Consider the following 12,985-nt stretch of genomic DNA (forward strand, 5'->3'; position numbering starts at 1 on the left):
GACCCTCCGGCCCTGGCGCGTTCGACCCGGGTCTCAGTGACCCTCGGTCGGCGGGACGAGGATCTCGAACCAGACCGTGGAGCCGCGGACCGAGGGGTCGGTGCCCCAGGCGTCGCTGAGCTGCTCGATCAGGCCGAGCCCTCGCCCGCGACTGCTCAACGTGTCGGTGCGGGCCCGGGTCACGGTGCCCCGGGTGCCGGAGTCGGCGACCGAGACCAGCAGCCGCTCGGGGCTGAGGTCGATCTCCACCCGGGCGGCGGTGCCGGCGTGCAGCAGCGCGTTGGTGGTCAGCTCGCTGGTGCACAGGACCGCCGCGCCGATCACCGCCTCGGGCACCTGCCACTCGGCGAGCTGGCCGGTCATCCAGTGCCGGACGCGGCTGGGGGCGGTCGGCTCCGCCGGCACTTCCATGCTCGCCGAGCGGCTCGGCTTGAGCGCGTGCTCGACCGCCAGCACGGCCACGTCGTCCTCGGTGCCGCCGGGGACCGCGGCGGTGGCCACGGCGCAGAGCGCACGGGGGTCGCTGCCGCCGGCCTTGGCGACCGCGTCGCCGAGCGCGTCCAGCCCGACGGTGAGGCTCTGCCTGCGGCGCTCCACCACACCGTCGCTGAACAGCAGCAGGGTGTCGCCGGGGCGGAACGCGACGGTGGTGGTGGCCGGCCGGCCGCCGAGCCCGAGCGGGGGGCCGATCGGCATCTCCACGTACTCCGCGTGTGAGCGACCGTCCGGGGTGCAGCGGCGGATCAACGGCGCCGGGTGCCCGGCGCTGGCCAGCGTGAACTCGCGCCGATCGGCGTCGACCACCCCGAACACCACGGTGACGAACAGTTCGTGCGTGCCGGCCTCCGCGCCGAGGCTGGTCACCAGCCGGTCCAGCCCGGCCAGCACCGCGTCCGGCGTCGGGTCGGCCAGGGCCAGCGCGCGCAGCGCCGCCCGGACCTGTCCCATCCGTGCGGCGGCCTGTACGTCGTGCCCCGCGACGTCGCCCAGCACGACACCGAGCCCGCCGGTGGGCAGCAGGAACGCGTCGTAGAAGTCCCCGCCGGCCGCGTTGCCGTCCACGCCCGGGTCGTAGCGGGCCGCGATCCGCAGCCGGGGCAGGTCCGGCAGGTTCGCCGGCAGCATGCTGCGTTGCAGCAACTGGGCGGTGCCGTGCTGAGTCTCGAACCGTCGGGCCCGCTCCGCCGCCTGGCCGATCAACTCGGCCGAGGCGGCCAGCAGCGCCCGCTCGGCGGCCGACCAGGTGTGCGGCACCTGGTAGCCGACCGCCAGCCCGCCGCGGACCACCGAGGTGCCCAGCGGCACCGCGGCCAGCGAGCGGATCTTCTGGTCGTGGCGGTCCACCGCGGTCTCCCGCAGCGGCTGCCCGTCCCGGGTGAACGACGGACCGCCGGAGCGGGCCGCCTCCACCACCGGGGTCGACCAGTCCGCCGGGATGCGCCGCCAGAGCGGTGGCAGGCGCTCGTCGGCCTCGTCCATCAATTCACCGCGCACCCGGCGCACCATCCGCCATCCGCCGCCGCCCTCATCGACCGCGAACGCGATCTGGTCGGCGTCGAAGGTGGTGATCGCGTAGCGCAGCGCCACCCGGGCCACGTCGTCGAGGGTGAGGGTGCCGGCGAGCGCGGCGGCGACCTCGCTGAGGCTCTGCAGCTGCCTGGTGACGGGGGTGGTTTCGGCGGCGACCGTCAGCATCCCGACGATCTGTCCGGTGCTGTCGCGGACCGGGGAGTAGCTCCGGGTGAAGACGGCCTGCTCGGCGACGCCGGAGCGGCCACGGACCATCGGGAGGGCGCTCTCCTTCTCCAGGAACGGCACGCCCTGCCGGTAGGCGTGCTCGATCACCTCGCCGACACCGGGCAGCGCCCAGATCTCGGCGTACACCTCGGCGGAGGGGCGGCCGAGGGCCGTGGGGTGCTTACTGCCCAGCAGTTCGGCGTACCCGTCGTTGTAGAGCAGGACGAGGTCGTCGCCGTACGCCAGCGCCATCGGCATCGGGGAGGCGAGGATCAGATCGACCACGGCCCGGATCGCCGGGTCCCACCGCTCGGGCGGGCCGAGCGAGGTGCCGGCCCAGTCATGGCCGAGCACGGCGGCAGCGCCCGGTCCGGTGGATGCCCCCGGCACCGGAGTTGCTGGCGTGGGAACTCGCCCGACCGTTCCTGGCATGTTCGCAGCCTAGCCGGCTGCCGGAGAGCCGCATCCGATCATGGCCGCGGGTCGTGGCGAGCGCCGACGCGGTGCCTGTTCGAGCAGTTCACAGCCCTGTCCGGCGACTTGTCGGAAAAAACGTGGCGACCCGCGCGGACTGCCGCACCGGTGGCCGGGTATGCGCCCGACGCAGTCCATGCGACAGGAGGGACATCATGCTGAAAACCCTCGCGGTCGGGCAGGCCGACATCGGTGACGCCATCGCCGACACCTGGAGGTCGGTGCTGCTCTTCATCCCGAAGGCCGTGGCCTTCATCGTGATCCTCGTGGTCGGCTGGCTCATCGCCAGAGCGGTCCTGAAGATCGTGGACACGGTGCTGGAACGGGTGCGCTTCGACGAGGCGGTCGAACGCGGCGGCATCAAACGGGCACTGGAGAGAACGAAGTACGACGCGAGCGACATCCTCGCCAGACTGGCGTACTACGCGGTACTGCTGTTCACGCTGCAGTTCGCGTTCGGAGTCTGGGGACCCAACGCGATCAGTGACCTGATCAGCGGCGTGGTGGCCTGGCTGCCGCGCGCATTCGTGGCGATCGTCATCGTGGTGGTGGCGGCCGCGATCGCGAACGCCGTCCGGGATCTGGTCACCGGGGCGCTGGGCGGGCTCTCGTACGGCAAGGTCCTGGCCGACCTGACGGCGATCTTCATCATCGCGCTCGGCGTGATCGCCGCGCTGAACCAGGTGGGTATCGCCACCACGGTCACCACGCCGGTGCTGATCGCCGTGCTCGCCACGGTCGCCGGCATCCTGATCATCGGTGTCGGTGGTGGCCTGGTGCGGCCCATGCAGAACCGGTGGGAGGGCTGGCTGAACCGGGCGGCCGAGGAAGCTCGGGCGGTGCAGGAGAACCGGCGGGCGACCACGGCCGGTCGCGGTGACATGGAGCGGCAGATGGCCGACCGTGCGGGCGACCGCACCCAGGCCATGCCGCAGGTCGAGGAGCAGGCGACGCAGTACCGCCCGTAGCGGGGTAGAGCAGCACGCGGTCGATGGGAGGGTGTTCCGCGCACGGCGCGGGCGCCCTCCCCGCGCGCTACCGGTCGGTGCCCGCTGCTGCGGCCGGTCGACCCTGCGGCGGCGGCCCGCCCGTTCGGCAGATCGTCAGGTTCGGTCCAGCGCGCGAGCCAGGGCGCAGACCGCGACCAGCCGGGTGAGCGGCCACTCCGGCTCGCTCCAGTCCACCGGGCCGCTCGGCGGCACCCACCCGTGCTCGTCGGCGGCGGCGCGGACCCCCTCCGCGTAGCCGGCGAGCGCCGCGGCCGTCAACGGGCGGCGGTCCCCGTCGAGGCTGTCCCGCACGGCGGCGGCGTGCTGGTCGACCAGCGCCAGCAGCCCGGGGCGCGCGGCGGCGGCGGCGAGCCCGGCGGTGCCCACGGAGACGGTGAGAGCGGCCAGGGTGGACCGCGCCGAGTCGACGGCGGTACGGGAGGCGACCCGGTTGAACGGCACACGCATGGTGACCGAGGCTAACCGACCGGTGACCGGGCCGACCTCGGCCGCTCGGCGGGTGTCGGCTGCGCCACCGGCCGACTCGGGCTGACCGCGAGGGTTGATCCGGCACAGACGGGGCAGCAGGAGAACCACGGCACACGGCGGCACAGAGCACCGGAGGAACGGATGGGACAGCAGGCGGACGGGCCGGACGAGCAACATCGCCGGCCGGCCGGGGTGAGCGACGCGACGGTCGCCGCGCTCGGCAAGCTCAGCGAGGCGCTGGAGTGCGTCGAGCGGGCCCGGGGGCACCTGTACTCGCTGCACCAGCTGATCGGGCACGCCGACCTGATGCTCGACGACGCGGTGCAGCAGTTCCGCGCCGCCGGGCATCCGCGGCTCGCCGACCGGATCGACACCGAGCTGCTGGGCCGCAACGTCATCGCCGGCCGGTGGACGTTCCAGATCGTCGAGGACTTCGACGACGGCTACCACGCGCTGTTCCGGGAGCTGGACCGGCAGGCCCGCGAGGAGCTGGTGGGCGGGCGGCGCCACCTCTACGAGGCGGAGATGAAGGAGCGACGCCGCAGCCGGGGCCGGCCAGGGCACGAGGCCCGGCCGGGCAGCGAAGGCTAGTCCCCGGCCGTGTCCGCCGGTCGGCGCCGCGCCGCGTCGTCGGCGATGATCACGGTGGCCACCATCAGCGCGACGCAGAGGCTGAACAGCCAGGACTCGTCGGAGACGAGCCAGGCGGAGACCGGTGCCTGCAGTGCGGCGAGCAGAAAGCCGAGCCAGGCGAGTCGGCGCTGACGCGTGGAGAGGATTCCGGAGCCTTGATGCATCCCGAAAGTCTTGCGCGATCCGGTCGGCTTGCCGTCGTCCGATCGGCCGATTCTGGATGAGCTGTCCGTTTTCTCGACCGTCCGGGCACCACTTCTTGTCACCGCGGGCGACCGGCCGGAGCTGGCGGTAAGGTGCGGCTGCGGCAGGATGATGTTCCGTGTCCACCGCACCTGCGCCACCCCGCGCCTCGCTGCTCCTGCTGGCCTATCTCGCCTTCGTCAGTCTCGGCCTGCCCGACAGCCTGCTCGGCGTCGGCTGGCCCTCGATCAGCGCCGACTTCGGCGTACCGACCGAGGCGGTCGGTCTGCTGCTCACCGCGGGCACCGTCGGCTACCTGACCTCCAGCGTGCTGGCCGGGTTCACGCTGGCCCGGGTCGGGGTGGGCGCGCTGCTCGCCGGTAGCACCCTGCTGTCGAGCCTGGCGCTGACCGGGTACGCCACGAGCCCCGGGCTGGCCGTGCTGGTGGGCTGCGCGCTGGTGCTCGGTCTGGGCTCCGGCGCGATCGATTCCGGGCTCAACGCGTACGCCGCCGGGGCCTTCGGTCCGCGCCACATGAACTGGATGCACGCCTTCTTCGGGCTGGGGGTGGCGATCGGCCCGCTGATCATGACGGCGGTGCTGAGCGCGGGGCTGGCCTGGCGGTGGGGGTACGGCATCGTGGCCGCCGCCCAGCTCGCCCTCGCCACCGCGTTCGCCCTCACCGTGCGGGCCTGGCGGCGCCGCGTCCCGGGCCCCACCGAGCCGGGTGCCGCGCCCGCCCCGCCAGCCGTGAAGGTCCCGATCCGGGCCACGCTGCGGCTGCCCGCGGTCTGGTCGGGGGCGCTCGCCTTCGCGCTGTACGTGGCCATCGAGGTGTCCGCCGGGCTGTGGGCGTTCCTGCTCCTGACCGAGGGGCGCGGGCTGAGCGCCGTGGTGGCCGGTGGCTGCGTCTCCGCGTACTGGGGCAGTCTCTTCGTCGGCCGGGTGGTGCAGGGCGTGGTGGCCGAGCGGCTGGGGGCCCGGTTGGTGCTGCGCGGCAGCCTGGCCGGGATGGCGGCGGGTGCGGTGCTGATCGCCGTACCCGGGCCGGGCGCGTTGGCCGTGCTCGGTCTGGTCGTGGTCGGTTTCGCCGCCGCGCCGGTGTTCCCGCTGCTCACCCTCACCACCGCCGACCGGGTCGGTGCGGCGCACGCGGACCAGGCCATCGGGCTCCAGATCGGCGCGGCCGGCCTGGGCGCCGCGTTCGTTCCGGCCGCGCTCGGCGTGCTGATCGGCAACGTGTCGGTGCAGGTGCTCGGCCCAGCCCTGCTGGTGCTAGCGCTGGCCCTGATCGTGCTCTACGAGTTGGGCGCCGGCCGGCCCGGCCCGGAGCGGCCGGTGCCCGCCGTGGCCGGGCCGGATCAGCCCACGTCGCCCGCTCCGGCCGGAACCGGTACGGCGGCCGGTGCAGCCGGTGAGGCCAGTGGGGCTGGTCAGCCGGTGTCCGGTCCGGTCCTGCCGGTGGTGGAGGGGCGGTAGGCGCGGTCCGGGTCGGTCGGCTCCCGGCCGGCGCCCCTGGCCTGACCGCCGCGGTCCGCTGCCGCCGGCCCGTGCCCGAACGCGGCCTCCTCGCCGGCGTCGTTGCCGGTCACGTCGTCGGCCTGCCCGTCGATGCTGGAGCCCGCCACGGCCCGTTCCAGTTCCTCCAGCGGAATCCGTTCCTCGTCGCGCCACACCCTGTCGTCGGTCATGCCTTCAGCGGTACCCGGGCGCGATGATCGCAAACGGATGGTGCTTGGTCCGAGACACGGCGATGGCCGCCGGGGACTCCGGCGGCCATCGGATATCGGTGCTGGGGATCACGGCTGCGGGCGGTCCACCCTGCCGCGCCAGGCGCCGGTCTCCTGACCGCGCCGCTCGATGTAGGTCTTGAACCGTTCCAGGTCGCCCTTGGCCCGCCGGTCGACGATGCCGAGCTTGTCACCGGCCTGCTCGACCACCCCGTGCGGCTCGAACTCGAGCTGGAGGGTGACCCGGGTCTTGTCCTCGTCCAGCCGGTGGAAGGTCACCACGCCGGCCTGCTGGGTGCCGCCGGTGGAACGCCAGGCGACCCGCTCGTCCGGCAGTTGCTCGGTGATCTCCGCGTCGAACTCGCGCTTCACCCCGGCGATGTCCACCGTCCAGTGGGTCATCGTCTCGGAGAGCTGCCGGACCTCCTGCACACCCTCCATGAACTCGGGGAACTCCTCGAACTGCGTCCACTGGTCGTACGCGGTGCGAACGGGGACTGACACGTCGACATGTTCGGTAACGCCACTCATCAGAAATCCTCCTTCGGCCGCCGGTCGTACGGATCGGGGGACGATCCGGTCACCAGCGGGTTGTCTCGTTCTTGTTGCCGAGCGCGGCCCACACCTCGGAGACCGTCTGGTAGCGGGTGCCGTCGGGCAGCCGCTCCAGCGCGGCCACGATGTCGTCCGGCGCGTCGTTGTCGCGCGCGTTGGCGACCAGCGTTTCCCGGTCGCCGGGCAGGGCGCTCATCGTGATGAACCGGCCCAGCCGGCTGCGCTGTTCGACGTCCTCGGAGCTCATCCCCTGCGGGGAGCCGGTGCGCAGTTCACCGGCCGGGGCGGTGGTCGCCTCGGGCTGGTCCTCGCCGGCCGGTTCCGGCACGCGGGACTCGTCGACCCGAGAGCCGCCGGTCCCCGGCCCCTGCACGAGGCCGCTGACCTCCTGGCTCATCTGCTCGTCGATTCTCGGTCCGTGCTTGCTGTTGCCACGCTCCATGCCTTCTGCGCTACCCGGCACCCCGGCCGGTAAACCGGCACCGGGTCACGAACGGGCCCTCGGGCCGGCCCCGGATCGGACACGAGGCCCGGTACGGCGCTCAGGACTCGGCCGGCTTCCGCGGCGGCAGCACCGGCTCGTCCGGGTCCGGGTCGCCGGCCTGCAACCGCCGACCACGTTGCACCTCGGCGTTGATCTGCACGCCCAGCATCAGGGCCGAGTTGGACAGGTAGAGCCAGACCAGGAACGCGATGGCCGCTCCCAGGCTGCCGTAGGTGGCGTCGTACGAGCCGAAGTTGGCGACGTAGAGGCCGAAGCCGAGGGAGGCCACCGCCCAGGCGAACAGGGCCACCGCGCCGCCCGGGGTGAGCCAGCGGAACCGGGGCTGCCGCACGTTCGGGGCGATCCAGAACAGCAGTGACAGCAGCACCATCATGATCAGGGCGAGCACCGGCCACTTCGCCACGCTCCACACCGTGCGGGCCAGGCCACCGGCGTTGATCAGGTCGCCGACCGCGTCGGTGACCGGACCGCTGACGATCAGCCCGAGGGCGACCACCGCGAGCAGCACCAGCGTGATCGCGGCCAGGCCGATCTGCAACGGCCGCAGCCTCCAGACCGGCCGGCCCTCGGTCACGCCGTAGATGGCGTTGGAGGCGCGGGTGAACGCGCCGATGAAGCCCGACGCGGACCAGAGCGCGCCGAGCAGGCCGAAGCTCAGCAGCACCTTGGCGTTGCTCTGCTCGACCACCACGGCCCGGATCACCCCGACCACGCCGTCGTCAGCCACGATCGACCCGGCGCCCATCTGCTTGGCCAGGTCGACCACCGTGTCCACGGTCCGCTCCCCGGTGGAGACCAGGCCGACCAGGGCCACCACCACGATGGCGGACGGAAAGAGCGCGAGCACGCCGTAGTAGGTCAGCGCGGCGGCCCAGTCGGAGCAGTTGTCGGTGACGAAGTTCTGCGCGCTACGGACCACCACCCCACGCCAGGTTCGCCAGCTCAGCTGCCGTATCCGCCGGGGTACCCGCGTGCCGAGTGTGCCGCCGAGCGTCGTACCGGGACCCGTGGTCGTCATGCCCGCTCCCTGCGCCCCGGCCGCCGGATGACCGGTCATCCGGTCGGGCCTGGCCCGGCCGGTACCCGCGCGGGGAAATCGACAAACCCGCCCTCCGTCGGCTGGCCGCCGCGTATGGTTTGCCGCCCCGTCACCGGGGAACGGTCATGGGTGATCCTGTCGACACGGAGGAGGACGAGATGCCCGGGCGCGAGGACCTGCCCAGCACGCTGCGACGCTCCCCGGACAAGGCGCAGCGCACCTGGGAGAAGACGCACGACTCGGCGGTGGAGACCTACGGCGAGGGGGAGCGGTCGCACCGCACCGCCTTCGCCGCGGTGAAGCACCAGTTCGAGAAGGTGGGCGACCACTGGGAACCGAAGGGCCGCAAGGGCCCGAGCGATCGCCAGGCGGCCGGCGGCGGGCCGGAACGGCGGGCTCCCACCGCGGGTGGGGTGGACGCCAACGCCAGCAAGGACCACCTGATGTCGGTGGCCCGCGAGCTGGACGTGGCCGGCCGGTCCAGCATGTCCAAGCCGGAGCTGGTCAAGGCGATCGAGAAGGCCAACGATCGGGCCACCCGCAAGGCCCGCGGCGACTGACCACCGCGACGCCGGTGCGCGGCCCGCACCGGAGGCACACGCATGCGGTACGGGCGGACGCGGCGACCCCGCGCCCGCCCGTGCCGTTCACCAGTGCCCGCCGCCCGGCGCCTCGATGTGCACGGCCTTCGTGGCGGTGAACTCGTCCAGCAGCTCCGGGCCGTACCCGAAGCCCTGCCCACTGGCCCGGCGCGGGTGCGCGGCGCCGCCCGGTGCGCCCCCGAACACGGAATTGATCTTCACGGTGCCCACCGGCAGCTCACGCCAGGCCCGCTGTGCGTGGCTCATCGACGCGGTCAGCACCGTGGCGGCCAGCCCGTACGGGGAATCCGCGGCGCAGCGCAGAGCCTCGTGGAACGAGTCGACCACCACCACCGGGGCGACCGGCCCGAACGTCTCATCCCGCACCAGCGGCATGTCGTGCCGGCAGTCGGCGACCACGGTGGCCGGATAGAACGCGCCCGGACCGTCCGGCAGCTCACCGCCGGTGCGCAGCCGCGCGCCCGCCGCCACCGCCGCGGTGACCTGACCGTGCACGTGGTCGCGGTGCCGCCGGTCGACCAGCGGACCCAGGTCGGTCCCCGGGTCGCGGCCCGGGCCCATCCGCAGCGCCTCGGCCCGCTCCACCAGCGCGGCCACGAACTCCTCGGCCACGTCCCGGTGCACGTAGATCCTCTCCACCGCGACGCAGATCTGCCCGGCATTGGCGAACGCGCCCCGCGCCGCCTGCTCCGCCGCCCAGATCGGGTCCACGTTGGCGTCGATCACCAGCGGGTCGCTGCCGCCGTTCTCCAGCAGCGCCTTCGCGCCGGTGCCGGCGCAGGCCGCGGCGATGGCCCGGCCGGTCGCCGTGGACCCGACGTGCGCCACCAGGTCCACCTCCTGGCCGGACAGCGCCGCGCCGACCTCGGGGCCGCCGGTGAGCAGGGACAGCACCCCGGCCGGCAGGGCCTGGTCCAGCGCCCGGGCCAGCAGCCAGCCGGTCGCCGGGGTGCGCTCGCTGGGCTTGTAGAGCACCACGTTGCCGGTGACCAGGGCCGCGCCGAGCAGCCCGCAGGACACCGCCACCGGGTCGTTCCACGGGGTGATCGCGGCCACCACGCCACGCGGCTGCGGGGTCATGAAGTCCAGCGCGTCCGCTACGCCGTGCAGCGTCCGCCCGCCGCGCAGCGGGGCCAGCTCGGCGTACTGTCGCAGGGTGCCAATGCCCGCCTCGACACCGCCGCGGGCATCCGCCAGTGGCTTGCCCATCTCCGCGGTGACCGCCGCGGCCAGGTCCTCGGTCACCGCCGCCACCGCGTCCGCGGCCCGGTGCACCGCCGCCGCCCGCGCGGCCGGGGCGGTCGCCGCCCACTCCGCCGCCGCTTCGCGCGCCGCCCCCACCGCCTTGGCGACCTCGTCGGCCGTCGCCACCGGCACCGAGCTGACCGGCGAACCGTCCGCCGGGTCATGGACGACCAGCTCACCACCACCGCCGCCGGCGCCCCACACCCCGCCTATCAACTGCGCAACCGTGTACATGCGGCGCTGGATGCCCCGGCCCCGGCGAGGCAAACGCGTTTCGCCCGGTTGCACGCCGGGTAGGCGGATCGGATGACCACCACCGGCGCGGAGAGCGCGGACGCCGTCGTCGTCGGCGCCGGCCACAACGGCCTGGTAGCGGCCAACCTGCTGGCGGACGCCGGATGGGACGTCGTGGTGCTGGAGGCGACCGCCGTGCCCGGCGGCGCGGTCCGCTCCGCCGAGGTGACCGCGCCCGGCTACCTCAGCGACCTCTACAGCTCCTTCTACCCCCTCGGGTACTCCTCGCCGGTGCTGGCGGGGCTCGACCTCGACCGGTACGGGCTGTCCTGGCGGCACTCGCCGGATGTGCTGGCGCACCTGCTGCCGGACGGCCGCGCCGCGGTGGTCAACCGGGACCCGGACGTCACCGCCGCCTCGCTGGAGCAGTTCGCGCCCGGCGACGGCAAGCGTTGGCTCAACGCGTACACCGACTGGCTCGACGTGGCCGAGCCGATGCTGACGACCATCACCGCGCCGTTCCCGCCGGTGCGGGGCGGGCTGGCTCTGCTGCGGCGGTTGCGGGTCGCAGGAGCGCTGCGGCTGGCCCGGCGGCTGGTGGTACCGGTCCGCAAGCTCGGCGACGAGCTCTTCGACGGCGACGGTGGGCCGGCGCTGCTCGCCGGCTGCTCCCTGCACACCGACCTGTCCCCGGAGGAGGCCGGCTCCGGGGTGTACGGCTGGCTGCTGGCCATGCTCGGTCAGCAGGTCGGCTGGCCGGTGCCCGACGGCGGCGCGCAGCAGATCACCAACGCGCTGGTGGCCCGGCTGCAGGAGCGGGGCGGCAGGATCGTCTACGGGGCACGGGTCGACCGGGTGCTCACCGCCCGGGGCCGGGCGATGGGGGTACGCACGGAGGGCGGCCTCCTGTGGCGGGCCCGGCGAGCCGTGCTCGCGGACGTGCCCGCGCCGGCGCTCTACCTCGACCTGGTCGGCGCGGCCGCGCTGCCGTCGCGCCTGGTGGAGGACCTGGCGCACTTCCGGTGGGACGGCTCGACCTTGAAGGTCGACTGGGCGCTCAGCGCGCCGGTGCCGTGGACGAACCGGGAGGTGGCCGGCGCCGGCACCGTGCACCTGGGCGCGGACCTGGACGGGCTCACCCGGTACTCCGGTGAGCTGGCCCGCGGCGAGCTGCCGCGCGACCCGTTCCTGCTGCTCGGGCAGATGTCGGTGGCCGACCCCAGCCACTCCCCGCCGGGCACCGAGTCGCTCTGGTCGTACACCCACCTGCCGTTCCGCCGGGACTGGCGGGCCGAGGAGGTCGCCGGGCACGTCCAGCGGATGGAGGACGTGCTGGAGGCGGCCGCGCCGGGTTTCCGGCAGCTCATCGTCGGCCGGCACGTGGCCGGTCCGGCCGACCTGGAGAAGGGCAATCCGAGCCTGGTCGGCGGCACGCTCGGCGGTGGCACCGCCGCCGCGTACCAGCAGCTGTTCCTGCGCCCGATCCCCGGCCTGGGCCGGGCGGACACCCCGGTGGACCGGCTCTTTCTGGCCAGCTCGTCGGCGCATCCCGGCGGCGGGGTGCACGGCGCGCCCGGCGCGAACGCGGCCCGTGCGGCGCTCGCACGCGACCATGCGCTGACCGGCCGCGCCTACGCCGCCACCATCGCCACCGCGCACCGGGCCGTCTACCCCGACTGACCCGCCGCGCCCTGGCCGACCCGCCCCGCGAAGGGGCGGGCCGGAGGCCAGGTCAGCTGGTGATGTTGCGGTGCTTGCTGCGCAGGCGGAACGGCATCAGAGCACTCTCGATCTTGGTTGCCGTGGTCATCTTGGATTCGCCGTCGCGCCGCTCCTCGAAGCGGATCGGCACCTCCAGGATCGTGTGCCCCAGCTTGGTGGCCAGGTAGTGCATCTCCACCTGGAAGCTGTAGCCGTTGGACTGCACCCGGGTCAGGCCGATGTCCCGCAGCGCGTCGGCCCGCCAGATCTTGAAGCCGGCGGTCAGGTCCCGGATCCGCACCCGCAGCAGCGTGTGCACGTAGAGGTTCGCCCAACCGCTCAGCGCCCGGCGGTACAGCGGCCAGTTCTCGTCCAGCTCGCCGCCCGGCACGTACCGGGAACCGATCACCACGCCGGCCTGGGTGGAGAGCAGCGCGCCCAGCATCCCCGGCAGTGCCTCCGGCGGGTGGGACAGGTCCGCGTCCATCTGCGCCACGTACTCGGCGGCGCCGTCGAGCGCCCGCCCCATTCCGTCCACGTAGGCGCGGCCCAGGCCCTCCTTGCCAGCCCGGTGCACCACCTCGATCCGGTCCGGGTGCTCGATGGCCAACTTGTCGGCCACCTCGCCCGTGCCGTCGGGAGAGTTGTCGTCGGCAACGAGGATGCGCAGCCCCGGCAGCGGCAGTGCGAGCAGCCGCTCGACCAGCGCCGGGAGGTTGCCCGCCTCGTTGTAGGTGGGCACCACGACGGTCAGGCGCGCGTCCCGCCACGGCGACGGCAGCTGCACGGGCTCGATCATGTCGGACATCCTCGGTTTGCGGACAGGGCTACCTGAGAGGGTAGCCAGTTGCCACGTCCGGCTTGGAAA

The 12,985-nt window shown here is 73.7% G+C and carries 14 protein-coding genes; 5 read left to right on the forward strand and 9 right to left on the reverse strand.

Annotated features, from left to right (window positions below):
• Window positions 1-33: 33 nt before the first annotated feature.
• Complete coding sequence (locus ABZU69_RS10490) at window positions 34-2,169, reverse strand: SpoIIE family protein phosphatase (RefSeq protein WP_354964109.1); 2,136 nt, start codon at window positions 2,167-2,169, stop codon at window positions 34-36.
• Window positions 2,170-2,366: 197 nt separating this feature from the next.
• On the opposite strand from ABZU69_RS10490, the gene ABZU69_RS10495 reads away from it, so the two are divergent.
• Window positions 2,367-3,179: a hypothetical protein gene (locus ABZU69_RS10495; protein ID WP_089016725.1), complete on the forward strand. Its 813-nt coding sequence runs from the start codon at window positions 2,367-2,369 to the stop codon at window positions 3,177-3,179.
• Window positions 3,180-3,314: 135 nt separating this feature from the next.
• Here the strand turns inward: ABZU69_RS10495 and ABZU69_RS10500 are convergent, their stop codons facing one another.
• Window positions 3,315-3,668, reverse strand: coding sequence for a DUF6401 family natural product biosynthesis protein (locus ABZU69_RS10500; RefSeq protein WP_354964110.1), 354 nt, complete (start codon window positions 3,666-3,668; stop codon window positions 3,315-3,317).
• Between the two features lie 162 nt (window positions 3,669-3,830).
• On the opposite strand from ABZU69_RS10500, the gene ABZU69_RS10505 reads away from it, so the two are divergent.
• Window positions 3,831-4,280, forward strand: coding sequence for a hypothetical protein (locus ABZU69_RS10505; protein ID WP_354964111.1), 450 nt, complete (start codon window positions 3,831-3,833; stop codon window positions 4,278-4,280).
• Here ABZU69_RS10505 and ABZU69_RS10510 read toward each other — a convergent pair.
• The gene (locus tag ABZU69_RS10510) at window positions 4,277-4,486 is read right to left on the reverse strand and encodes a hypothetical protein (protein ID WP_354964112.1); all 210 of its coding nucleotides are present in this window, start codon (window positions 4,484-4,486) and stop codon (window positions 4,277-4,279) included. The genes ABZU69_RS10505 and ABZU69_RS10510 overlap by 4 nt on opposite strands.
• A gap of 158 nt (window positions 4,487-4,644) precedes the next feature.
• Here ABZU69_RS10510 and ABZU69_RS10515 point away from each other — a divergent pair, with 158 nt between their 5' ends.
• A complete protein-coding gene (locus ABZU69_RS10515; protein WP_354964113.1) occupies window positions 4,645-5,985 on the forward strand; it encodes an MFS transporter in 1,341 nt (446 codons plus the stop codon).
• Here ABZU69_RS10515 and ABZU69_RS10520 read toward each other — a convergent pair.
• The 4 genes from ABZU69_RS10520 to ABZU69_RS10535 all read right to left on the reverse strand — a co-directional run bounded on the left by ABZU69_RS10520 (window position 5,940) and on the right by ABZU69_RS10535 (window position 8,314).
• Window positions 5,940-6,197, reverse strand: a complete 258-nt coding sequence (locus ABZU69_RS10520; RefSeq protein WP_354964114.1) for a hypothetical protein — start codon at window positions 6,195-6,197, stop codon at window positions 5,940-5,942. The two genes, ABZU69_RS10515 and ABZU69_RS10520, sit on opposite strands and share 46 nt — an antisense overlap.
• 108 nt (window positions 6,198-6,305) lie before the next feature.
• Complete coding sequence (locus ABZU69_RS10525) at window positions 6,306-6,767, reverse strand: SRPBCC family protein (protein ID WP_354964115.1); 462 nt, start codon at window positions 6,765-6,767, stop codon at window positions 6,306-6,308.
• A gap of 49 nt (window positions 6,768-6,816) precedes the next feature.
• Window positions 6,817-7,233 (reverse strand): DUF2795 domain-containing protein, encoded by a 417-nt coding sequence (locus tag ABZU69_RS10530; RefSeq protein ID WP_354964116.1) that lies wholly within the window; start codon window positions 7,231-7,233, stop codon window positions 6,817-6,819.
• A 100-nt stretch (window positions 7,234-7,333) separates the two neighbouring features.
• Window positions 7,334-8,314 carry a YihY/virulence factor BrkB family protein gene (locus ABZU69_RS10535; protein WP_354964117.1) on the reverse strand — a complete coding sequence of 327 codons (981 nt, stop codon included), beginning with the start codon at window positions 8,312-8,314 and terminating at the stop codon, window positions 7,334-7,336.
• 179 nt (window positions 8,315-8,493) lie between these two features.
• Between ABZU69_RS10535 and ABZU69_RS10540 the strand changes: the two genes are divergently transcribed.
• Complete coding sequence (locus tag ABZU69_RS10540) at window positions 8,494-8,895, forward strand: ChaB family protein (RefSeq protein ID WP_354964331.1); 402 nt, start codon at window positions 8,494-8,496, stop codon at window positions 8,893-8,895.
• An 87-nt stretch (window positions 8,896-8,982) separates the two neighbouring features.
• Here the strand turns inward: ABZU69_RS10540 and ABZU69_RS10545 are convergent, their stop codons facing one another.
• Window positions 8,983-10,416 (reverse strand): aldehyde dehydrogenase family protein, encoded by a 1,434-nt coding sequence (locus ABZU69_RS10545; RefSeq protein ID WP_354964118.1) that lies wholly within the window; start codon window positions 10,414-10,416, stop codon window positions 8,983-8,985.
• Window positions 10,417-10,488: 72 nt separating this feature from the next.
• On the opposite strand from ABZU69_RS10545, the gene ABZU69_RS10550 reads away from it, so the two are divergent.
• Complete coding sequence (locus ABZU69_RS10550) at window positions 10,489-12,096, forward strand: NAD(P)/FAD-dependent oxidoreductase (RefSeq protein WP_354964119.1); 1,608 nt, start codon at window positions 10,489-10,491, stop codon at window positions 12,094-12,096.
• A 52-nt stretch (window positions 12,097-12,148) separates the two neighbouring features.
• On the opposite strand, the gene ABZU69_RS10555 is transcribed toward ABZU69_RS10550, so the two are convergent.
• Window positions 12,149-12,916: a polyprenol monophosphomannose synthase gene (locus ABZU69_RS10555; RefSeq protein ID WP_354964120.1), complete on the reverse strand. Its 768-nt coding sequence runs from the start codon at window positions 12,914-12,916 to the stop codon at window positions 12,149-12,151.
• Window positions 12,917-12,985: the final 69 nt, after the last annotated feature.

Origin of the sequence: Micromonospora sp. NPDC005206, from assembly GCF_040608175.1 — a bacterium.
Classification (GTDB): domain Bacteria; phylum Actinomycetota; class Actinomycetes; order Mycobacteriales; family Micromonosporaceae; genus Micromonospora.